At 53.1% G+C, this 21,814-nt stretch carries 18 protein-coding genes and 1 pseudogene; 4 read left to right on the top strand and 15 right to left on the bottom strand.

Going from position 1 to position 21,814, the window contains the following annotated elements; genetic code table 11:
- Window positions 1–43 precede the first annotated feature (43 nt).
- The 4 genes and pseudogenes from E0D98_RS01420 to yfhM all read right to left on the bottom strand — a co-directional run bounded on the left by E0D98_RS01420 (window position 44) and on the right by yfhM (window position 9,198).
- Complete coding sequence (locus tag E0D98_RS01420; protein WP_000003317.1) at window positions 44–1,198, bottom strand: bifunctional tRNA (adenosine(37)-C2)-methyltransferase TrmG/ribosomal RNA large subunit methyltransferase RlmN; 1,155 nt, start codon at window positions 1,196–1,198, stop codon at window positions 44–46.
- Window positions 1,199–1,347: 149 nt separating this feature from the next.
- Window positions 1,348–1,779 (bottom strand): nucleoside-diphosphate kinase, encoded by a 432-nt coding sequence (gene ndk / locus E0D98_RS01415; RefSeq protein WP_000963837.1) that lies wholly within the window; start codon window positions 1,777–1,779, stop codon window positions 1,348–1,350.
- Window positions 1,780–1,927: 148 nt separating this feature from the next.
- The gene (gene pbpC, locus E0D98_RS01410; RefSeq protein WP_001137677.1) at window positions 1,928–4,240 is read right to left on the bottom strand and encodes a peptidoglycan glycosyltransferase PbpC; all 2,313 of its coding nucleotides are present in this window, start codon (window positions 4,238–4,240) and stop codon (window positions 1,928–1,930) included.
- A pseudogene (gene yfhM, locus E0D98_RS01405) lies at window positions 4,241–9,198 on the bottom strand (alpha2-macroglobulin).
- 206 nt (window positions 9,199–9,404) lie between these two features.
- Between yfhM and sseA the strand changes: the two are divergent.
- Complete coding sequence (sseA, locus tag E0D98_RS01400) at window positions 9,405–10,250, top strand: 3-mercaptopyruvate sulfurtransferase (RefSeq protein WP_000108620.1); 846 nt, start codon at window positions 9,405–9,407, stop codon at window positions 10,248–10,250.
- A gap of 335 nt (window positions 10,251–10,585) precedes the next feature.
- The gene (gene timP, locus E0D98_RS28390; protein WP_001385884.1) at window positions 10,586–10,711 is read left to right on the top strand and encodes a small toxic inner membrane protein TimP; all 126 of its coding nucleotides are present in this window, start codon (window positions 10,586–10,588) and stop codon (window positions 10,709–10,711) included.
- A 31-nt stretch (window positions 10,712–10,742) separates the two neighbouring features.
- Here timP and sseB read toward each other — a convergent pair whose 3' ends face one another.
- The 11 genes from sseB to trmJ all read right to left on the bottom strand — a co-directional run bounded on the left by sseB (window position 10,743) and on the right by trmJ (window position 19,755).
- A complete protein-coding gene (gene sseB, locus E0D98_RS01395; protein ID WP_050877159.1) occupies window positions 10,743–11,519 on the bottom strand; it encodes an enhanced serine sensitivity protein SseB in 777 nt (258 codons plus the stop codon).
- 141 nt (window positions 11,520–11,660) lie between these two features.
- Entirely contained in the window at window positions 11,661–12,944 is a 1,284-nt protein-coding gene (gene pepB, locus E0D98_RS01390) for an aminopeptidase PepB (protein ID WP_047086726.1), read from the bottom strand.
- A gap of 177 nt (window positions 12,945–13,121) precedes the next feature.
- Window positions 13,122–13,322, bottom strand: a complete 201-nt coding sequence (gene iscX, locus E0D98_RS01385; RefSeq protein WP_000523616.1) for a Fe-S cluster assembly protein IscX — start codon at window positions 13,320–13,322, stop codon at window positions 13,122–13,124.
- Window positions 13,323–13,333: 11 nt separating this feature from the next.
- Complete coding sequence (gene fdx, locus E0D98_RS01380) at window positions 13,334–13,669, bottom strand: ISC system 2Fe-2S type ferredoxin (protein WP_001124469.1); 336 nt, start codon at window positions 13,667–13,669, stop codon at window positions 13,334–13,336.
- 1 nt (window position 13,670) lies between these two features.
- Complete coding sequence (hscA, locus tag E0D98_RS01375) at window positions 13,671–15,521, bottom strand: Fe-S protein assembly chaperone HscA (RefSeq protein WP_001196613.1); 1,851 nt, start codon at window positions 15,519–15,521, stop codon at window positions 13,671–13,673.
- Between the two features lie 16 nt (window positions 15,522–15,537).
- Window positions 15,538–16,053, bottom strand: a complete 516-nt coding sequence (hscB, locus tag E0D98_RS01370) for a co-chaperone HscB (RefSeq protein ID WP_000384411.1) — start codon at window positions 16,051–16,053, stop codon at window positions 15,538–15,540.
- A 95-nt stretch (window positions 16,054–16,148) separates the two neighbouring features.
- The gene (gene iscA / locus E0D98_RS01365; protein ID WP_000028953.1) at window positions 16,149–16,472 is read right to left on the bottom strand and encodes an iron-sulfur cluster assembly protein IscA; all 324 of its coding nucleotides are present in this window, start codon (window positions 16,470–16,472) and stop codon (window positions 16,149–16,151) included.
- A gap of 16 nt (window positions 16,473–16,488) precedes the next feature.
- Window positions 16,489–16,875 carry a Fe-S cluster assembly scaffold IscU gene (gene iscU, locus E0D98_RS01360; RefSeq protein ID WP_000331707.1) on the bottom strand — a complete coding sequence of 129 codons (387 nt, stop codon included), beginning with the start codon at window positions 16,873–16,875 and terminating at the stop codon, window positions 16,489–16,491.
- A 27-nt stretch (window positions 16,876–16,902) separates the two neighbouring features.
- On the bottom strand, window positions 16,903–18,117 hold the full coding sequence (gene iscS / locus E0D98_RS01355) for a cysteine desulfurase (protein ID WP_001295373.1): 1,215 nt from the start codon (window positions 18,115–18,117) through the stop codon (window positions 16,903–16,905).
- Window positions 18,118–18,228: 111 nt separating this feature from the next.
- Window positions 18,229–18,717 (bottom strand): Fe-S cluster assembly transcriptional regulator IscR, encoded by a 489-nt coding sequence (iscR, locus tag E0D98_RS01350; protein WP_001241356.1) that lies wholly within the window; start codon window positions 18,715–18,717, stop codon window positions 18,229–18,231.
- A gap of 300 nt (window positions 18,718–19,017) precedes the next feature.
- The gene (gene trmJ / locus E0D98_RS01345; protein WP_000940018.1) at window positions 19,018–19,755 is read right to left on the bottom strand and encodes a tRNA (cytosine(32)/uridine(32)-2'-O)-methyltransferase TrmJ; all 738 of its coding nucleotides are present in this window, start codon (window positions 19,753–19,755) and stop codon (window positions 19,018–19,020) included.
- Between the two features lie 118 nt (window positions 19,756–19,873).
- On the opposite strand from trmJ, the gene suhB reads away from it, so the two are divergent.
- Together suhB and E0D98_RS01335 are read left to right on the top strand one after the other, a co-directional pair.
- Entirely contained in the window at window positions 19,874–20,677 is an 804-nt protein-coding gene (gene suhB, locus E0D98_RS01340; RefSeq protein WP_000553451.1) for an inositol-1-monophosphatase, read from the top strand.
- Between the two features lie 144 nt (window positions 20,678–20,821).
- Window positions 20,822–21,676 (top strand): alpha/beta hydrolase, encoded by an 855-nt coding sequence (locus E0D98_RS01335; protein WP_001299515.1) that lies wholly within the window; start codon window positions 20,822–20,824, stop codon window positions 21,674–21,676.
- Window positions 21,677–21,814 lie beyond the last annotated feature (138 nt).

Here is a 21,814-nt window from a genome sequence, read left to right as displayed (position 1 = left end):
AGATTACGCCACGGTACATAAAGTAACCGTGGCGTAATGGCTATCAGACCGCTTTAATGTCGATGGCTTCACCCTGCATCCGTTTACGCAGGGTACGTTTCGTACGGTCGATAACATCGCCCGCCAACTGACCACAGGCAGCATCGATATCATCACCACGGGTTTTACGCACAATAGTGGTGAAACCGTAGCTCATCAGCACTTTTGAGAAACGGTCGATACGGCTGTTCGAGCTGCGTCCATACGGCGCGCCCGGGAAGGGGTTCCACGGGATCAGGTTGATCTTACACGGCGTATCTTTCAGCAGTTCCGCCAGTTGGTGCGCGTGTTCAGTGCCGTCGTTAACGTGGTCAAGCATCACATACTCAATAGTGACACGGCCCTGATTGGCGTTGGATTTCTCCAGATAACGGCGCACCGCAGCAAGGAACGTTTCGATATTGTACTTTTTGTTGATCGGCACAATTTCGTCACGAATTTCGTCGTTCGGCGCGTGCAGGGAAATTGCCAGTGCAACGTCGATCATATCGCCCAGTTTATCCAGCGCCGGAACTACACCGGAAGTAGAAAGCGTGACGCGACGTTTAGACAGGCCAAAACCGAAATCATCAAGCATGATTTCCATCGCCGGAACGACGTTGTTCAGGTTGAGCAGCGGCTCGCCCATGCCCATCATCACTACGTTAGTGATTGGGCGCTGACCGGTGACTTTTGCTGCGCCGACGATTTTCGCCGCACGCCACACCTGGCCAATAATTTCCGATACCCGCAGGTTGCGGTTAAAGCCCTGCTGGGCGGTGGAACAGAATTTACACTCCAGCGCACACCCCACCTGCGAAGAGACGCAGAGCGTGGCACGGTCGTCTTCCGGGATATACACCGTTTCGACGCGCTGATCGCCAACGGCGATCGCCCATTTAATGGTGCCGTCGGATGAACGCTGTTCTTCAACCACTTCCGGTGCGCGGATCTCCGCCACCTCTTTCAGTTTGCCGCGCAACACTTTGTTGATGTCGGTCATCTCATCAAAGTTGTCGCAGCAATAGTGATACATCCACTTCATCACCTGATCGGCGCGGAAGGGTTTTTCACCTAAATCTTTAAAAAACTCCCGCATCTGCTGACGGTTGAGATCCAGCAGGTTGATTTTTCCATCTTTCGTGGTGACGTTTTCAGGTGTGACTAATTGTTCAGACATATGCTATTCCGGCCTCGTTATTACACGTTATGGCCCCTGGAGGGTTGAAAAAAGAAACGCCCCGGTGAGCGGCTGCTCGTCCGGGGGCGCTGCATTGTACAAATTCTGGCGCACGGATGCCACGTTTGCACGCGGCATTTACGAAATTATTAACGGGTGCGCGGGCACACTTCGCCTTCGCCAAAGAAATAAGCGATTTCGCGAGCGGCAGATTCGACGGAATCAGAACCGTGGGTACCGTTTTCGGTCAGGCTGTCAGCGTAATCAGCGCGCAGAGTACCAGCCAGTGCGTTTGCCGGATTGGTCGCGCCCAGCAGATCGCGGTGACGCTGAACGGCGTTTTCACCTTCCAGCACGGAAACCACGATCGGGCCAGAGGTCATGAATTCAACCAGACCATCAAAGAACGGTTTTCCATCGTGTTCAGCATAAAAGCCACGTGCCTGTTCAACGGTCAGGTGCAGCATTTTGGTGCCGACAATTTTGAACCCTGCAGCTTCAAAGCGCGCAAAGATATTACCAATGACGTTTTTTGCTACCGCGTTCGGTTTGATGATGGAAAAAGTACGTTCAATAGCCATTTTTACCTCTGTAAATTGTTCTGTTGTTGTCTGTACCAGCGTACGAGATGGCGCGGATTATAATGAGCAACAGGGCCGTTGACTATTGATGAAGGTAACATTTTTTTAAAATAAAATGAGTTTTAGCAACAATCAGGGGCAAAACAGACTATTGCATGACAAATTTCACTGTCGCGATTTGCCCCACATCATCCATCACCAGCAATTGATAATCACCTTTATCCGTCAAATGCAGGGTCACGTTGCGCCCGCGTTCAGTTAACGGTTCGCCATTCAGAAACCACCAGCGTTCACCTGCCCCTCCACTTGATTGCAACGGCAAAGTCGCTTCCGCTGCGCCCGGTAAACGTTTAATAATCGCGCCATCGCGAACGCCTGTCAGCTGCAGAGGGAGCTTGGCATCGTGACCGTATGGCGGGCAAATTGTCGAGGCCGGTGGTAAGCGCACAGCGCGACGTTCTGATGCGGGCAGCCAGGGTTCCAGCGGTAGCGGCCAGACATTTATCATTTCTTGTCGCGCTTGCGGGCAATCAGCGGCAACACGTTTGCCATTTTCATCCAGCCAGATGGGGAAACGAATGCCATTAATGCCTTCCTGCTCCGGCAGTAATAGAGTTGGCGGCTGACTCCCGTCCAGCAGCCAGGTTGCCAGGCGGCGGCGACAGTTACCGTCACCTTCCGGCAAAGACTGTCCGCCCGGCCAGCAGATAACGCCACGAGTGACTGAGTTCGGGCGCGGGTCTTCCGGCAGATTCGCACTGCGCGACAGTAAGATATTATTGACCTGATTCAACAATGGTACGGCACTGGCAAAGCCAAACTGACCAACAACGGGCGTGCCGTCCGGTCTGCCAGTCCAGATCCCAATGACATAGCGAGCGTTAACCCCAATCGCCCAGGCGTCACGATAGCCATAGCTGGTGCCCGTTTTCCATGCCAGTGGGGCGACGCGCGGCAAGGCACTATCCGGCAAGGGTTTCGCTTCATCAGCCATAATCCGGCGAATGATCCACGCCGCCCCCGACGACATTAAAGGCCGTTCAAGCAGCGGATCGTCAGGCTGTAAGCGCAATTTGCCTGCCTTGCCGTGGCGAGCAAACGCGGTATACGCTGCCGCCATATCTTCCAGTTTTGCACCAGCGCCGCCGAGAATGAGTGAAAGATTCGGCGCAGCACCGTTGGGCAAATATAACGGCAATCCAACATTGCGTAACTTTGCCGCAAACCGTTTCGGTCCATAGGCTTCCAGCACCTGCACAGCAGGTAAGTTCAGCGAGCGCACCAGCGCCTCGCTCATGCTGATCGGGCCATGAAAACCGCTATCAAAGTTACCTGGTCGATAATCACCGGTGCGCCGGGGGACGTCTTGCAGCAGTGATGCCGGGTGGATCAAGCCTTCATCCAGCGCCAGACCATAAACAAACGGTTTGAGCACCGATCCTGGCGATCGGATCGCATTGACCATATCAACATGACCAAAGCGTGAATCATCGTTGAGATCAACCGATCCCACCCAGCCGCGAACACGCATATCGATATGATCAACCACGATCATCGCCAGTGAGCTGCGCGGTGGCAACCGCCCTTTCCAGTTTTGCGCCAGTTCTTCCAGACGTCGTTGAAGACCGGCATCCAGCGTAGTAACGATTTTGTCGCTTTTGCTTTTACCGAGCATCATGCGCGAAAACAGCGGTGCCAGTTGCGGCATTTGTCGGGGTGCCAGCCAGATGGGTTCTTCCCTTGACTCTTTTACCTGCTCACGGGACCACACACCTTGCACGGCCATCCGTTCGAGCACTTTATTACGCGCGGCTTCGGCACGCTCCGGCCAACGATCCGGGCGAAGACGGCTGGGCGCTTGCGGCAAAACCGCCAGCATTGCCGCCTCGGAATAGCTTAAATTCGCAGGCGACTTTCCGAGATAAGCCCAACTTGCCGCACCGATCCCCTGCAACGTACCGCCAAACGGAGCGCGGTTAAGATACAAGGTCAGAATTTCACGCTTAGACAGATGCCATTCCAGTTGCAACGCGCGCCAGAGCTGGCGAATTTTGCCGCCAAATGTTTTGGGGTGAGGATCAAGCAGACGAGCAACCTGCATAGTGAGCGTGCTGCCACCGGAAATAACCCGTCCCGAAGTGAGATCTTGCCATGCTGCGCGCGCCACCGAGAATGGATTCACCCCCGGATGCTTCCAGAACCAGCGATCTTCATAATTGATCAGCGCTTCAAGGTAACGTGGAGAAACATCTTCGATTGTTACCGGATAACGCCAGATGCCGTCAGCATCGGCGAAGCGCCATAGCGGCGTACCATCCTGCGCCACGACCACTCGTGCGGGATTGACTTCATGCAGCGGTAGAGGCCAGAGTTTATCTGCTCCCCACGCTGCAAGAAAAAGGAGAAATGGCGCAGCTGCCAGCGTTATCCAGCAGCCGCGTTTGGTTAACAAGCGAGGCATTTACGGTCGGACAATCAGCAGATCTTCAGCCGCGCCGGTCGCCCGCCATTGGGGAACATACATTGATTCCACCATCGGTTGCGGTACCTGATACGTTCCCGGCGTCACCGCCCGCGCCAGATACACCAGCGTTACCGGTTGGTATTCATCAACGGCAACCGCCGCCACAAAGCGATCGTCACGGAACTCAATGTGCTTAATACTCGCCTGCTGCATCTGGTTCAGTAAGTTTTGCACTTCGCCACCACTTTGCTCCAGGCTGGCGCTACCGTTCGCCAGATTCTGATTTTCCAGTTCCAGACCCGCAGGCAGCAGATCCACGACTAACGCATCCGGCACGCTGTTACTGGCTTTTACCTGCAACCAGACCAGCACCAGATCGCCGCTACGTAACGAGTCCAGCGATTTGCTCTTACCATCAGTACCAAGAATATGACGCTCGATTTGCAGCACATTGTTCGCCGGTAAAGGTGCGGATTGCGGATAACCGCTGGCATCCACACGCAGCCATAACGGCTGATCGCCACTGTTTCTCACCTGCAAGGTGGCAAGTTGATCGCTATTCAGATTGCTGTTTAGCGTTTTCTCGCCTGTCAGCGGCTCAGCTGAGAAAGAGGTTTGCGCCTGCCATTTACCCGGTAAATCCTGAATCGTACGGGCAGCCAGGAACAACGCGTTACTTTCCTGCGTCGATAGCCAGCGTTCACCAAATGCCTGCTGCGAAAGCGTGTTCAGCAAAGTGTTCTGCTCATCGGGTAGCAGTTTATTTTCTTCCAGCAAGGAGAGCATTAACGCGTTGTCGCGCAGTGGGCTACCGTAATCACCCAGCCATTTCAGCTCATCATTACGCGGCGTTTTCAGCGCCAGCGCAATCGATTCTTCACCACGCGTCGCATCACCCATGGTTTTCAGCGCAACGCCAAGTTGCAGCAGCGGTAAACCAGAAGCGGCATCTGCACGATGCTCCCAGATTTCACGCAGCGCACCCAGTGGTGCTTTTTGCTGACGGGCCAGCACCAGCGCAGCGTAAGACTGAACGGCGAATTTACTGGCTTTGAGATTATCCGCGTACGGGATCGACATCATGCCCGGATCTTGTAAATAGCGCAGCAGACGCTCATTACCCCGGTTAATGGCGTCTGTCGGCACGCTGTAACCCTGTTCGCCTGCGCGGACCAGGAAATCCATCACGTAAGCCGTCAGCCAGTACTCTTCGTCACCGTTTTTATCCCACAGCGCAAAGCCGCCGTTATCACGTTGCATTTGCAGCAAACGGGAAATGCCGATATCGACCGATGCACGGCGTTTCTCATCACTGTCGCCTTTGATGCCCAACGCCTGCAGTTGGGCTGCGTTGGTATAAAGTGACGGGAACAGGCCGCTGGCGGTTTGCTCAAGACAGCCGTACGGATACGCTTTTAACTCTTTGATATAACGTGCAATGTTCAGCGGTGGTTTGCCGCTCAACAACAATTGCCCTTCCAGCGTAACAGGCGAGAAGTTTTGCAATCCATCCGCCGGAATCGCCCATGTCTCACCAGGCTGTAACGCCGTACCGTAATTAACCGTTTGTGCCGGGAACGCCGGACGGACGCCGATTTTCCACTGCTTATGCTGATCGGCAACGGTTTCACCCGGTAACGCTAACCCGCTAATGGTGGCCTGAATTTCTCCATCGCCATAACCCGGCAATGCTCGCACCGGGATAAACAGCGTAGTACGCACACCTGGCGCTAATTCAACGGCTGCGGGTGAATCGCTGACCAGTTCAAGCAAACCACTGGCGGTCAGGGCAACGTTCAGTTTTTGCGGTTTATCGGTAAGATTAGTGATATCCAGCGTCAGACGCGAGGTATCGCCACTCGCCATAAAGCGCGGCATGTTCAGTTCAGCAATCACCGGTGCGGCAACTATCACTTTGCTTTCGTTGCTACCGAAGTCATCTGCCGTCCAGGCTTGCGCCATGACGCGTAATTCACCGTTAAAATCGCCAATCGGCAGTGTAACCGAGCCTTCGCCCTGTTCGTTGAGCGTTACCGGCAGCGCCTGCTGCGCGACAATATTGACGTGATTGACCGGCGGTTTACCACCACGTTTCAGCTCATCACCATCGCCACCGAAACGCAGAGCTGCCAGACGCCCCTGACCTTCAATAACCTGACCGTAAATATCGTAAATGTCTGCGCCATAGCGTTTCTGACCAAAGAACGCCTGCCACGGATCTGGCGTGACGTAGTCAGTAATATTCAGCACACCACTATCAACGGCAGACACCAGCACATTCACCTGTTTAGGCTTCTCGCCATTTTTAGTGCTGGCTTTAATTTTCACGGTTAATGGTTGATTCGGCCGCATTTTTGCTGGTGTTTCCAGCGCCAGATCGAGGCGACGGTTTTCATCGCCAAGCGGCAGATGCAACACCCCAACTGCGCGTTTTGGCGTCGCGGAGCGAGATTTATCGCCAGGACGTACTACCAGCGTACTTAAATACAGATCATGACGATTCCAGGTTTTATCGACCGGAATCGTCAGATCCAGCCCTTGAGCCGGAACATCAATCTCTTGCCACCACAACGGCCCTTCACTGGACTCGACCATCGCATAACCTTTACCCGCCGTTGGCGCGGCAATATGCAACTTAATGGTATCGCCAGGGCGATAACTGGCTTTATCCAGTTTCAGCGTGACACGGTCGGGTCGCACGGCACCGCTCCCGTCGCTGTTGTCCTGCCAGCTATAGCCAGCCCAGAAACGCACGCTACTGACCGCTTCATTCGGCGCTTTGACTTCCAGACGATAAGCGCCCCACTCTACCGGAAAACTGACCTTGCCGGTTTCGTCCGCTTTCAGATCCAGAGTTTGTTCATTTTCGATCAGATCTTTTTGATCAAACTGTGACTGCCAGCCTTCATCTTCTGACCAGTTCCAGTAGTAATCGCGGCGTTCGCGAATCAGGCGCACCTGCAAGCCCGACACGGCTTTTTTCACGCCTTGCGCATCGCTATAAACGATGTCAAAAGCGGCGTTACTGCCTTCATCAACAATGGGCTGTTTCACCGTGCTGTCAGTACGATAATCGTAAACCGATTTCGAGGCGAACTGCGGACGGATCCCCGGCAATGCATCGGCAGGCCAGATAGCCTGCTCAGCGCGGCGCGTCACCGGGCGACCGCCCGATTCCAGCAAACTACCCTGGAAAATAACCTGTAATGGGGAATGCGTTTCCTTCCACTGGCTTTCTGTAGAAACTTCGCCGCGCCCTTTATCATCCAGCGTCAACTGAACTTCATCCAGCGTGCGGGAAAGATTTTCGGCAGCTATATCGCCGAATTCAAAACCAGGTAAGGCTGACACAGCTTCACGCAGTGGGCGCAGGAAAAGTTGCCCTTGCAAAGTATTACCATTAGCAGGTGCACCATACAGGTAGTACCCCACCACGGAGAATTTCACTTCATCTTTCGGCGTTAGCGGGGTTTTCTCACCGGTCAGATTCAGCGCCATGCGCTCTGGCATAAAATCTTCGACGTGGAAATCCCACATCCGATACTGGTTATCGCCCGTGTTAGCGCGAATATGCCACATACCGGTTGCCGCATTGCTATCGAGTGGCCAGGTAAAGTGGTAGAGGCCATTTTCCGGCTGACTAACGACGCTCCTGAGTACCTGCCCATCGGGTTTAATCACGTCTAACTTGATGGGTTGATTGGGCAACGCTTTACCGTCTGCATCACGCAGCAAACCATTGAGGATTACCGTTTCACCCGGGCGATAAAGATCGCGTGGGCCAAACATGAAAAACTGTTTGCTATAGCCTGGCGCGCCAGCAATGTTAAATTCTGCTAAGTCCAGCGCCGGAAGTTTTAAATCGAGTAGCGTTGTCTGACCGTCTTTACGCGCCAACAGTAATGCCGCGTTTTATCATTTTCCAGCTGCACATGCCCCTGAGCGTCACTGGTTGCCTGAGTCAGAGTCTGCCCTTTCTCATTTAATAAAGAGACTTCAATTCCTTGCTGGGCCGCGCCGTTTTCCAGACTTTGGGTAAAGATATCCAGACGATTGTGATAACGGTGAGCTGAAACGCCGATATCACTTAACGTAAACAGCGTCGCGGGATTACTGTAATCGTAACGTCCAGCCTGATTCATCACAGCCAGATACACGCCCGCCTGCTGAAGCGGTTTGATATCGCCCAGCGGCAGCAATAATTTTTCACGGGTGTTACGCGCAGGATTGAGATCAAACCGTCCGGTGTAGACCAGATCCGCCATCTGCAGCAGTTTGTCTGACTGCCAGTTCGCCAGCGAATTGCGGTATTCCCATTGGCTAATGAATGCTGGCAGAGATTCTGGCTTAACGCGGAAGAAGTTAACATCGACATTATTAACGTTGAGCGCCATTACCGGCAGCCCTTCAACGACTTTACCAGGCAGCAGCGAACCACGGCTGGCAAAACCGACGCTGGGTTGGATGTCGCGGGTAGTTATAGTTTTTTCGTAATCTTTACTGAAGGTTGCGTTGTTGAGTGCTTTGACCTCCTTGCCAATAGTAACGATCAAATCACGTTTCGGTTCGAGGTGGCGTAAACGTAACTCTTTAAGATTATCTGACAGCTCCCAGGCACCATCCACTTTGCCGCTTTTTTTATCGACGACATGAATAACGCGTGAGAAATCCTGATCCGGGTCGAGAGGGATGGAGAACGTCAGCACCAGCGTGGCTGCACCATCAAGTTGGACTTCAGAGAGATCCAGCAATGTCAGCACCTTACCGGCACTCTGTTGGGCCAGTTTTTGTCTCTCCGGCACGGAGAGTTTTGCTGAACTCGCGTTTTCTGAAGAGGCCGCTTTAGTAACTTCAGAAGGCGCATCTTTTTTCACCGCTGTTGGCGCGTTATCGTTGTTGTCGCACCCTGCCAGCGCCAGCATTAGCATGCAGGCGGCTACGCGTAACTTTTTCATTTTTCATCCCTGCCACAATGGCCCGTTAGCAACGTCGAATAATTATTATGCGTGAGAATTTACGTTATGTAATTCAGTATCACGCCCATACAATCCGAATTTTAGTGAGAATTGTGGCTCAGACAGCCAAATCAGCCTCTTTCGCTTGTCGCTTTTCACTAAACATCCGACAATTTAGCCTAACCCCGGCAAAAATGGAGATGCCTATGTCCACGACATGGTTTGTAGGAGCCGACTGGCTCGCCGAACATATTGATGACCCGGAAATTCAGATTATTGATGCCCGCATGGCGTCGCCTGGACAGGAAGATCGTAACGTTGCTCAGGAGTATCTGAATGGACATATTCCCGGCGCAGTGTTTTTTGATATCGAAGCGCTTTCTGATCACACTTCCCCGCTTCCGCACATGCTGCCGCGCCCGGAAACGTTCGCCGTGGCGATGCGTGAATTAGGCGTTAACCAGGATAAGCACCTGATTGTCTATGACGAAGGTAATCTTTTCTCAGCCCCACGAGCATGGTGGATGCTGCGCACCTTTGGTGTAGAGAAAGTGTCGATTCTGGGGGGTGGACTTGCAGGCTGGCAGCGCGATGATCTGCTGTTAGAAGAAGGTGCAGTAGAGCTGCCGGAAGGAGAGTTTAACGCCGCGTTTAATCCTGAAGCCGTGGTGAAAGTAACCGATGTATTATTGGCAAGCCATGAAAATACGGCGCAAATTATTGATGCCCGCCCGGCTGCACGTTTTAACGCAGAAGTTGATGAACCTCGCCCAGGTTTACGTCGCGGACATATTCCCGGAGCACTGAATGTTCCGTGGACGGAACTGGTGCGCGAAGGCGAACTAAAAACGACCGATGAACTGGATGCGATATTTTTTGGTCGCGGCGTCAGCTACGACAAACCAATTATCGTCAGCTGCGGCTCTGGTGTAACGGCAGCCATGGTTTTGTTAGCACTCGCGACGCTGGATGTGCCAAACGTGAAACTGTACGACGGCGCATGGAGTGAATGGGGCGCGCGGGCAGATTTACCGGTTGAGCCAGTGAAATAAGCTTTATACAGGCAATAAAAAACCGCCGAATTTGGCGGTTTTTTATTGCTGGTCTGGTTCGCGGCCTTTCCAGCAGGTTGTATTACCGTAGTAATGCAAGCGCGTCTCAGCGGAGACAATACTCGCCAGTAACTCTCTTTTTGTCAAGCAAAAGAGAGTTATTATTGTTCTGTTAGTGTATTATCCACTGCGGCCCTTTCCGCCGTCTCGCAAGCGGGCGCTGGCTTAAGGAAAGGATGTTCCGCGACCGTTAGAGCAAGCGCGTCTCAGCGCTTGCTATCGCGGCAATATCGCCAGTGGTGCTGTCGTGATGCGGTCTTCGCATGGACCGCACAATGAAGATACGGTGCTTCTGTATCGTACTTATTGTTTCTGGTGCGCTGTTTTCCCAAGTAAATAATAACCGGAGTCTCTCCGGCGACAATTTACTGGTGGTTAACAACCTTCAGAGCAGCAAGTAAGCCCGAATGCCGCCCTTTAGGGCGGCATATTTTAGATTATCCGGTTTTGTTTAAAGTCACGCAAAAAACCACCCCAGCGACGTTCATAGAATGGCACAATATGTTCGGTAATAAAGTGGCTAATTCCTTTTTCCCCTTTTTTCACCTGACAAATATCGATTGGTTCATCGCCAGGTAATGTATCGGTCGCTACACTTCCCGTCGCCTGAATAATTTCTTCGATATCACCATCGGCTTCAATGCCAATAAGTAAATTAGGCTGTGCCTCTTCGTTCTCTTTAATTGAACAAATAAAAGCACGCTTCACCGGCTTAATGGTTTTAAATAAGGTGGTGAGTGAATCAATCATTTGTGCTGGCGGCTCTGCGACTTCCGATAATATCAGCGATTCACCGCCTTCCAGGATTTCCTGGCTGCTCAGCGGATTTCCCTCTTCACCAATCAACAAACTGATTTCACGCGGCATAAATTCTTTACCGGTCGGCAGTTTGGCATTAAGGAAGAGCGTTTCGCCAAGGGTCATCTCAAACAATGTGCGAACGGGCATTACGACAAATGCCTGTTCGTCTTCAACCGCCTGTTGAAGCGCTTCTAACGAGGTGAAAAAAGAAATGACGCTGGTGCCGTCTTCTTTTTCCCAGTGCTGTAAATCAAGCGCACTATCTTCAACCACAGCCTCGCCCTGCGCCGCCGTACCAGGCACCCAGACGGTGGATTCCAGTAGAGTACGGAAAAAGGCCGGGCGGTGCGCCGGTTCGGTTGCTGCTTTTTCCAGCAGGTCTTCAAGTTCGTTTTTTGTTTCGGACATATGAACCACAATTCATTCAACGTTCGGGGCGCAAATGCCTGATGCGCTACGCTTATCAGGCCTACAAGGGATTCGCAATTTGTTGAATTTGCAGAATTTGTAGGCCGGATAAGGCGTTTACGCCGCATCCGGCATATTAGTTTACGCCGTTAACAGATTAGCTATCGTGCGCACACCAAGTCCCGTAGCGCCCGCAGACCACTGTTCAACCGGCGCTTTACGGTAAGTCGCCGAGCAGTCGATATGCAGCCAGCCTTGCTGATAGTTCTCAACAAAGTGCGACAGGAAGCCCGCCGCCGTGCTCGCGCCTGCCGGATACGCCGCGCTTCCGGTATTGTTCAGTTCGGCAAAGTTAGACGGCAGCTGGCTGCGGTGGAATTCCGCCAGCGGCAGACGCCAGAATGGTTCGTTCTCTTGTGAGGCACTCGCCAGCAAACGACCGGCAAGCGCATCGTCAAAACTGAACAGCGCGTGATAATCATTACCCAGCGCAGTTTTCGCCGCCCCGGTGAGGGTCGCCGCATCAATGATCATTTCCGGTTTCTGCGCACTGGCATCAATCAGACCATCGGCAAGCACCAGACGCCCTTCGGCATCAGTGTTCATCACTTCAACTTTTTTACCGTTGCGATAGGTGATGATATCGCCCAGCTTGAACGCATTGCCGCTAATCAGGTTATCCGCACAGCAGAGGAACAGCTTCACGCGCTTGTTCAGTCCGCGCGTAATGGCAAATGCCAGCGCCCCGGTAACCGTTGCCGCGCCGCCCATGTCCGACTTCATCGAGTCCATAAACGCAGTCTGTTTGATGCTGTAGCCGCCGGAGTCAAAAGTGATACCTTTACCTACCAGGCACGCGTACACCGGTGCTTCTTTATCGCCAGTTGGGTTGTAATCCAGCGCCAGCAATACCGGAGAACGTTCTGAACCGCGCCCGACGGTGTGCAGCCCCATATAACCTTGCTCACGCAGATCTTCGCCTTTGGTGATCCGATAAGTCACACGATCGCCCGCGACGTTGCTGATCAGATCAACAGCACGCTGTGCCAGTTGCGATGGTCCCAATTCTTCTGCCGGTGCGTTGATGGTGTCACGCACCCAGTCGATGATCATCAGGCGGTTATCCAGTTCCTGGCGCTGGGCATCGTCCAGATCCGGCCACTCCACTTTACGCGTGCCTTTCGGGGCTTTGTAACCTTGCCAGAATGCCCAGCAGCGATCCGCATCCCAGCCTTCACCGCTTAACTGAACATGCTTGATGCCCAGACCGTCAATCTTGCGCGCCGCACGCTGGATCAGCCCCAGATCGTCTGCCCCGTTCAAATGCAGGGTAATGCCGTCATTATTAATGCTGTAAATTGCTTTTTCTCCCCAGCGCGCGTCGGCAGGTTGGGTAGAGAGGGTAATCTTCATCGCTTCTGTCATTTTAGTTATCCTTCTTTGTAAAAGGGCCGCCAGTTGGCAGCCCCAGGATTTTTCCGCTAAATGATTCGCGTTGCAGGAAGGCGGCAAGTGAGTGAAGCCCCAGGAGCATAGATAACTATGTGACTGGGGTGAACGAGCGCAGCCAACGCATCTGCGGCGTGAAGCATGACGCGGAAATTATTCGGCCTCGTCCAGCCAGACTAACAAAATCGCTTCGAGGATTTTCTCGTTGGATGCCTGCGGGTCGTCGTCGAAATCTTCCAGATCGCAAATCCACTGATGCATATCGGTGAATCGAACCGTTTTCGGATCAAGATCGGGATACGCATCGTACAGTGCTTCGCCAATTTCGCGGCTATCGGTCCATTTAAGTCCCATACTAACCTCTGTTAATGCTCACGCGCATGGTTGATAGTGTAACGCGGGATTTCGACCACTAAATCTTCGTCGGTGACGCGCGCCTGGCAGCTTAAACGGCTTTCCGGCTCCAGTCCCCAGGCTTTGTCCAGCATGTCGTCTTCCTGCTCTGAGCTTTCCGGCAGCGAGTCAAAACCTTCACGAACGATGCAGTGGCAGGTGGTGCAAGCACAGGATTTTTCACAGGCGTGTTCAATCTCGATACCGTTACGCAGAGCTGCGTCGAGAATGGTTTCACCGCTATTAGCTTCCAGAACAGCGCCATCAGGGCAGAGATCCTGATGAGGCAAAATAACAATCTTTGGCATATTAAACCTCGTCCACGGAATGGCCTTTCAGCGCACGACGAACCGACTGGTCCATGCGGCGAGCGGCGAAATCCTGGGTTTGTTTGTCTACGTTTTTAATCGCTTGTTCGATGGCGTCAACGTCATCGCCCTGCGCCACTTCACTCAGGTGAGCGGCAGCATCGTCAATGACCTGACGTTCTGCGGCGCTTAACAGCGCGGCATCAGCAGCCAGCGCGCCGTGCAGACTTTCCAGCACACGCGCCGCTTCTACTTTTTGTTCTGCCAGCATTCGGGCTTTTACGTCCTGCTCGGCATAGCTCATTGAGTCTTTGATCATCGAAGCGATTTCGCTATCGGTCAGACCGTAAGACGGTTTGACCTGAATAGACGCCTCAACGCCGGTGGATTTCTCCATCGCCGTCACGCTCAAAAGACCGTCGGCATCGACCTGGAACGTCACGCGAATATGCGCACCACCAGCCGGTAGCGCCGGAATACCACGCAGCGCAAAACGCGCCAGTGAGCGGCAGTCCTGCACCAGTTCGCGCTCACCCTGCATTACATGGATAGACATCGCCGTCTGACCATCTTTAAAGGTGGTGAAATCCTGAGCGCGGGCCACCGGAATAGTGGTATTACGCGGAATCACTTTCTCCACCAGGCCGCCCATCGTTTCGAGGCCCAGCGACAGTGGGATCACATCAAGCAGCAGCATTTCGCTGTCTGGCTTGTTACCCACCAGAATATCCGCCTGAATCGCCGCGCCAATAGCGACGACTTTATCCGGGTCGATGGAAGTCAGCGGTGGACGACCGAAAAATTCGCCTACCCGTTCACGCACCAGCGGCACGCGAGTAGAACCGCCCACCATCACCACTTCCAGCACTTCATCAGCTTCTACACCCGCGTCTTTCAGCGCGCGACGACAAGCCAGTAAGGTTCGTTTTACCAGTGGCGCGATCAGTTCATTGAATTGTTCACGGCTGATTTCGCCCTGCCAGCCCGCAACGTTAACGGTCACGGAGTCCGCATCGCTCAGCGCGATTTTGGCTGCAATGGCGGCATCCAGCAGTTCACGCTGAACGCGGTTATCGCTACGATCAGGAATGCCCGCCTGCTCGCGAATGTAATCCGCCAGCAGATGGTCGAAATCATCGCCGCCGAGCGCGGAATCACCGCCGGTTGCCAGCACTTCAAACACGCCGCGACTTAAGCGCAGAATGGAAATATCAAACGTCCCGCCACCGAGGTCATAAACAGCGATCACGCCTTCCTGACCGGAATCCAGCCCGTAGGCGATAGCCGCAGCGGTCGGTTCGTTAAGTAAGCGCAGAACATGCAACCCCGCCAGACGCGCCGCGTCTTTGGTGCCCTGACGCTGGGCATCGTCAAAGTACGCCGGAACGGTGATAACTACACCATCCAGCTCGCCTGCCAGGGCTTCAGTTGCCCGCGCCGCCAGTGCTTTGAGGATGTCCGCAGAAACGCGCACCGGGTTCAGCAGCCCCGCCGCCGTTTCAATCATCGGCAGGCCGTTTTCGCTGGCCTGGAATTGATAAGGCAGATGCGGATAGCGTTGCTGGATATCAGCCAGCGAGCGCCCCATCAGGCGTTTAACAGAACTAATGGTGTTGGCGGTATCAAGCGCTGCGTTAGTACGCGCGTCATAACCCACCGAATGCCCTTGCTGTTGATAGTGAACAACAGATGGCAGCAGGTGACGGCCTTCATGGTCGGCTAACGTTTCGGCCTGACCGCTGCGCACTGTCGCCACCAGCGAGTTGGTTGTGCCCAGGTCAATACCAGCCGCCAGACGACGCTGATGCGGCGCAGCACTCAAACCAGGTTCACTAATTTGTAATAAGGCCATGTTTAGCTTCCAGAAATTAAAAATCGAGCAGTTTTTCTTCGAGTTGTTCGGCACTGCTCCGCAGTTTATCGAGAAAACGCAGCTTACGCACGGTATCCGCCGCCGCGTCCCACGCCTCGTTGTCTAACTGTTCAACCATCAACTGATGGCGGGTATCAAACATCTTTTTCACACGTTTGATAAAGCTTTCCAGCCGCGCTTCATCTTTCGCCTGTTCGATCTCGTCCAGCTCTTCGCGCAGCTCCAACTGTTCCATCAGGAACGCGGTGTCGCGCACAGTATGCTGCTCGCTGGCGAGATCAAAACCGTGTAAAGAAAGCAAATATTCCGCGCGCATTAACGGATGACGCAGCGTTTGCCAGGCCTGGTTAATGGTTGCAGATTGCTGTACGGCGGCGAGTTGTTCCGCCTGGCTTCCGCTGGCGAATTTATCAGGATGATACTGACGTTGTAGATCCTGAAAACGCAGGCTCAGCGCCTGGGTATCGAGTTGATAACGGGCAGGCAAGCCAAAGAGGGTGAAGTAATCCATAACATTCTCAGGGCTGCGATCCGCCGCGATAACGGCGAATCAGGTAAAACAAACCCCACGCGCAGGCGACCACGGTGGGGTTATCGGTATGCGCATCAAACGTGGAAGCTTTCGCCGCAACCACACTCATCTTTAACGTTCGGGTTGGTGAATTTAAACCCTTCATTCAGGCCTTCTTTTACGAAGTCCAGCTGCGTACCGTCCAGAAATTGCAGGCTTTTGCCATCGACCACGACTTTCACGCCTTTGTCTTCAAACACGATGTCTTCCGGCGTCGGTTCGTCAACAAATTCCAGTACATAAGCCATACCTGAACATCCGGAGGTTCTCACGCCCAGACGCAGGCCAAACCCTTTGCCGCGGTTAGCCAGAAAGGTATTTACTCGCGCTGCTGCACTGTCGCTCAGTGTAATCGACATAACCAAACCTCAACTCTTATTTTGCTTCACGTTTGCTTTTATAGTCCGCAATGGCGGCTTTGATCGCGTCTTCTGCCAGAATAGAACAGTGAATTTTCACCGGCGGCAGTTCAAGTTCTTCAGCAATATCGGTATTTTTGATCGCCTGCGCTTCGTCGAGAGACTTCCCTTTCACCCATTCGGTGACCAGGGAGCTGGAAGCGATAGCAGAACCGCAGCCGTAAGTTTTAAAACGCGCGTCTTCAATGATACCTTCATCGTTGACTTTAATCTGCAACTTCATCACGTCGCCACAGGCCGGTGCACCCACCATGCCGCTGCCGACGTTCTCGTCGTTGTTGTCAAAGGAACCCACGTTACGCGGATTCTCGTAATGGTCGATAACTTTTTCGCTGTAAGCCATTATAAATTCTCCTGATTCCGATACCGATTAATGATGAGCCCATTCGATGCTGTTCAGATCCACGCCCTGCTTGTACATTTCCCACAGCGGAGAAAGGTCACGCAGACGACCGATGGATTTACGAACTAACTCGATGGTGTAGTCGATCTCTTCTTCAGTAGTAAAACGACCTAAAGAGAAACGGATAGAGCTATGTGCCAGCTCGTCGTTCAGCCCCAGCGCGCGCAGCACGTAGGACGGTTCGAGGCTTGCTGACGTACAGGCGGAACCTGAAGAAACTGCGAGGTCTTTCAGCGCCATAATCAGCGACTCACCTTCAACGTAGTTGAAGCTGACGTTGAGAATGTTCGGCGCACCGTGTTCCAGGTCACCGTTCAGGTAAACTTCTTCGATATCTTTGATGCCGTTCCACAGACGGTTACGCAGGCCGCGCAGACGTTCCATCTCGGTCGCCATCTCTTCTTTTGCGATGCGATAGGCCTCGCCCATTCCGACGATCTGGTGAACAGGCAGAGTGCCGGAACGCATACCGCGCTCGTGACCGCCGCCGTGCATTTGCGCTTCGATGCGTACGCGCGGTTTACGACGTACATACAGCGCACCGATACCTTTCGGGCCATAGATTTTGTGACCGGAGAAAGACATCAGGTCAACTTTCAACTGGCTCAGGTCGATAGGCAGTTTGCCCACGCTCTGGGTTGCATCAACGTGATAGATAATGCCACGAGCACGGCACATTTCGCCGATAGCCGCGATATCCTGCACCACGCCGATTTCGTTATTTACGTGCATGATGGAAACAAGGATGGTGTCGTCACGCATCGCTGCTTCAAGTTCTTTCAGGTCGATAATGCCGTTACGCTGCGGTGCCAGGTAGGTGACTTCAAAACCTTCGCGCTCCAGCTGACGGCAGGTATCCAGTACCGCTTTGTGTTCGGTTTTGCTGGTGATGATGTGCTTGCCTTTTTTCTGATAAAAGTTGGCTGCACCTTTGATCGCCAGGTTGTCAGATTCGGTTGCACCAGAGGTAAAGACGATTTCACGCGGATCAGCGCCGACCAGATCGGCAATCTGATTACGGGCGATATCTACCGCTTCTTCAGCCTGCCAGCCGAAACGGTGAGAACGAGAGGCCGGGTTACCAAAGGTTCCGTCCATCGTCATGAACTGCATCATTTTCTCGGCAACACGCGGGTCCACCGGCGTGGTTGCGGAGTAGTCGAGATAAATCGGTAATTTCATTGCTCTATAAACTCCGTACATCACTCAATGCAAGGAACCAGGCTACCGGCTGGATGTACGACCGTGTTTACGGAGCGCGATACGCCCCGGCCTGATTCTGAATTCTTTTTATTAAGCGCGTAACTTAACGTCGATCGCGTCTTGTATGCGGGTGCGTGGCGCGTCGTGAGTATGCTGACGACCAGACACATCCAGCACTTCCTGGTTATTAACCAGTTCGCCTAAAGTAATGTTGTTGAGAAAACCGGTGAGACGGTCGCTCAAATCACGCCACAGCGCGTGGGTCAGGCATTTATCGCCGCCCTGGCAGCCGCCTTTACCCTGACAACGGGTGGCATCTACAGATTCGTCAACGGCGCTAATCACTTCGCCAACGGCGATGCTGCTGGCATCTTTGCCTAACAGATAACCACCGCCTGGTCCACGTACGCTGGAAACCAGACCATTTTTACGCAGACGGGAAAACAGTTGTTCCAGATAAGAAAGGGAAATTCCCTGACGTTCGGAAATATCAGCCAACGGTACCGGGCCCGCTTCAGAGTTGAGCGCAACGTCAAGCATTGCGGTCACGGCATAGCGCCCTTTAGATGTCAGTCTCATGTCTTACTTCACCTCAAACTCGCCCCTGCCCGGGGTTTTTTATTGTAAAAGTGGGGGTATTGCATAGCAGGGTCAAGTCTGACATTCCCGAGTAAATTGGTCAACTATTTACTTGACTGATTTAGTCGGGTATTTAACCTTCAGTGCCATTTTTTTATCGTGGCGTTTGTACCTGTTGTCCTTCCAGACCATGGGCGGGTTGAGGGCAATTATTCGCATTAGCGCTGGCCTCTTCCCCTCACCCTAACCCTCTCCCCGAAGGGGCGAGGGGACCGTCCGTGCATTTATCTGGCTTAGCCCTCAGGCCTTATTACCTTTATTCTGCTGCTCAATAGAAGCCAGAATCCCGCGCAGGATATTCAATTCCTGGCTTTCCGGGCGCGCACGGGTAAACAGACGGCGCAATTTATTCATCACCTGCCCCGGATGGTTTTCACGGATAAAACCGGTTGCCAGCAGCGTTTGTTCCAGATGACCATAAAAACGCTCCAGATCATCGACCAGCGGATACGGCGTCTCTTCATGCTCGACCTGCTCGCCGTTTTCCTGAGTTGCCAGCCAGGCCATGCGCACTTCATAGGCAATAACCTGAACCGCCATCGCCAGGTTCAGCGAGCTGTATTCCGGGTTAGCCGCAATCGCGACATGATAATGGCATTTCTGCAACTCTTCATTGGTCAAGCCGACGCGCTCGCGACCAAACACCAGCGCCACCGGGGTATTTGCCGCTTCAGCGACGCTTTTCAGGCCGCATTCGCGCGGGTCGAGCATCGGCCATGGCAGCGTGCGGGAGCGTGCGCTGGTGCCCACCACCAGGCTACAACCGGCTAACGCTTCGTCGAGCGTATCGACGATGTGAGCATTACCAATCACATCGCTGGCCCCTGCTGCCAGGGCAATCGCCTGGGAGTCGGGTTTCACCAGTGGATTAACCAGCCACAGATTGGTTAATCCCATTGTTTTCATGGCACGGGCAACAGAACCCATATTGCCGGTGTGTGACGTCTCCACCAGCACAATTCGAATATTTTGCAGCATTGTCTTTCTTCATCTAAAGATTATTCACGCATCTTATCATAAAACGAAGACAGATGCCGATCTCGCTGCTATACTCTGCGCCGTTTTCCCGTTCTTTAACATCCAGTGAGAGAGACCGATGCATCCGATGCTGAACATCGCCGTGCGCGCAGCGCGCAAGGCGGGTAATTTAATTGCCAAAAACTATGAAACCCCGGACGCTGTAGAAGCGAGCCAGAAAGGCAGTAACGATTTCGTGACCAACGTAGATAAAGCTGCCGAAGCGGTGATTATCGACACGATTCGTAAATCTTACCCACAGCACACCATCATCACCGAAGAAAGCGGTGAACTTGAAGGTACTGATCAGGATGTTCAATGGGTTATCGATCCACTGGATGGTACTACCAACTTTATCAAACGTCTGCCGCACTTCGCGGTATCTATCGCCGTTCGTATCAAAGGCCGCACCGAAGTTGCTGTGGTATACGATCCTATGCGTAACGAACTGTTCACCGCCACTCGCGGTCAGGGCGCACAGCTGAACGGCTACCGTCTGCGCGGTAGCACCGCTCGCGATCTCGACGGTACCATTCTGGCGACCGGCTTCCCGTTCAAAGCAAAACAGTACGCCACTACCTACATCAACATCGTCGGCAAACTGTTCAACGAATGTGCAGACTTCCGTCGTACCGGTTCTGCGGCGCTGGATCTGGCTTACGTCGCTGCGGGTCGTGTTGACGGTTTCTTTGAAATCGGTCTGCGTCCGTGGGATTTCGCGGCAGGCGAGCTGCTGGTTCGTGAAGCGGGCGGCATCGTCAGCGACTTCACCGGTGGTCATAACTATATGCTGACCGGTAACATCGTTGCTGGTAACCCACGTGTTGTGAAAGCCATGCTGGCGAACATGCGTGACGAGTTAAGCGACGCTCTGAAGCGTTAATGACTCAGGCGGGTGATGTCACTCACCCGCCCTCGCCTTTCAGGCGCTATTCTGAAATACTTCCTCACCGCTTTACTTTCTTTCGTCACTCTCCCACCATCTTTCCCCGATTAATGGATGATAAAGAAGTCGCAAGGAAAGGTTATGGCACTGCCAGTGAACAAACGCGTTCCCAAAATTCTATTTATTCTCTTTGTTGTTGCCTTCTGCGTTTATTTAGTGCCGCGCGTTGCCATCAACTTCTTCTATTATCCTGACGATAAAATTTACGGTCCCGACCCCTGGTCGGCGGAATCCGTCGAATTTACGGCTAAGGACGGTACTCGTCTGCAAGGCTGGTTTATTCCTTCTTCGACGGGCCCTGCTGACAACGCCATCGCAACCATCATTCATGCTCACGGCAATGCCGGAAATATGTCCGCCCACTGGCCGCTGGTCAGTTGGTTACCCGAGCGTAATTTCAACGTTTTTATGTTTGATTATCGCGGGTTTGGTAAATCAAAAGGCACGCCGTCCCAGGCCGGATTGCTGGACGATACGCAAAGCGCCATCAATGTGGTGCGCCATCGCAGTGATGTAAACCCACAACGGCTGGTGCTGTTCGGGCAGAGTATTGGCGGGGCGAATATTCTTGCTGTTATTGGTCAGGGTGATCGTGAAGGCATACGTGCGGTGATCCTCGACTCCACATTTGCCTCTTATGCAACCATCGCCAACCAGATGATCCCCGGCAGTGGCTACTTACTTGATGAGAGTTACAGCGGCGAAAATTATATCGCCAGCGTCAGCCCGATCCCGCTTTTACTCATTCACGGTAAAGCTGATCACGTTATCCCATGGCAGCACAGCGAAAAGTTGTATAGCCTGGCAAAAGAGCCAAAACGGTTGATCCTAATCCCGGATGGCGAACACATTGATGCTTTTTCCGATCGTCACGGCGATGTTTATCGCGAACAGATGGTGGACTTTATCCTTAGCGCGTTGAATCCACAGAACTAACCCATGATCGCTAGCACGATAATCATTCACAAAACCACCTTAAGACATGCTAATCCACTGGTCAGAACAGTTTAAGATGAGAAAAATTCTGTGACGCTTGCCAACATTTCTGATGATTAGCATTCCCTTCGCCATTTC

Source organism: Escherichia sp. KCJ4928 (assembly GCF_004352695.1).
Taxonomy (GTDB): domain Bacteria; phylum Pseudomonadota; class Gammaproteobacteria; order Enterobacterales; family Enterobacteriaceae; genus ECMA0423.
Note: the sequence above shows the minus strand (reverse complement) of the source record. Positions and strands in the feature narration are given on the sequence as shown.

Bases quoted from the DNA above. Each gene is read 5' to 3' on its own strand.
- E0D98_RS01420 (WP_000003317.1), bottom strand. From the start codon at position 1,198: ATGTCTGAACAATTAGTCACACCTGAAAACGTCACCACGAAAGATGGA.
- ndk (WP_000963837.1), bottom strand. From the start codon at position 1,779: ATGGCTATTGAACGTACTTTTTCCATCATCAAACCGAACGCGGTAGCA.
- pbpC (WP_001137677.1), bottom strand. From the start codon at position 4,240: ATGCCTCGCTTGTTAACCAAACGCGGCTGCTGGATAACGCTGGCAGCT.
- sseA (WP_000108620.1), top strand. From the start codon at position 9,405: ATGTCCACGACATGGTTTGTAGGAGCCGACTGGCTCGCCGAACATATT.
- timP (WP_001385884.1), top strand. From the start codon at position 10,586: ATGAAGATACGGTGCTTCTGTATCGTACTTATTGTTTCTGGTGCGCTG.
- sseB (WP_050877159.1), bottom strand. From the start codon at position 11,519: ATGTCCGAAACAAAAAACGAACTTGAAGACCTGCTGGAAAAAGCAGCA.
- pepB (WP_047086726.1), bottom strand. From the start codon at position 12,944: ATGACAGAAGCGATGAAGATTACCCTCTCTACCCAACCTGCCGACGCG.
- iscX (WP_000523616.1), bottom strand. From the start codon at position 13,322: ATGGGACTTAAATGGACCGATAGCCGCGAAATTGGCGAAGCACTGTAC.
- fdx (WP_001124469.1), bottom strand. From the start codon at position 13,669: ATGCCAAAGATTGTTATTTTGCCTCATCAGGATCTCTGCCCTGATGGC.
- hscA (WP_001196613.1), bottom strand. From the start codon at position 15,521: ATGGCCTTATTACAAATTAGTGAACCTGGTTTGAGTGCTGCGCCGCAT.
- hscB (WP_000384411.1), bottom strand. From the start codon at position 16,053: ATGGATTACTTCACCCTCTTTGGCTTGCCTGCCCGTTATCAACTCGAT.
- iscA (WP_000028953.1), bottom strand. From the start codon at position 16,472: ATGTCGATTACACTGAGCGACAGTGCAGCAGCGCGAGTAAATACCTTT.
- iscU (WP_000331707.1), bottom strand. From the start codon at position 16,875: ATGGCTTACAGCGAAAAAGTTATCGACCATTACGAGAATCCGCGTAAC.
- iscS (WP_001295373.1), bottom strand. From the start codon at position 18,117: ATGAAATTACCGATTTATCTCGACTACTCCGCAACCACGCCGGTGGAC.
- iscR (WP_001241356.1), bottom strand. From the start codon at position 18,717: ATGAGACTGACATCTAAAGGGCGCTATGCCGTGACCGCAATGCTTGAC.
- trmJ (WP_000940018.1), bottom strand. From the start codon at position 19,755: ATGCTGCAAAATATTCGAATTGTGCTGGTGGAGACGTCACACACCGGC.
- suhB (WP_000553451.1), top strand. From the start codon at position 19,874: ATGCATCCGATGCTGAACATCGCCGTGCGCGCAGCGCGCAAGGCGGGT.
- E0D98_RS01335 (WP_001299515.1), top strand. From the start codon at position 20,822: ATGGCACTGCCAGTGAACAAACGCGTTCCCAAAATTCTATTTATTCTC.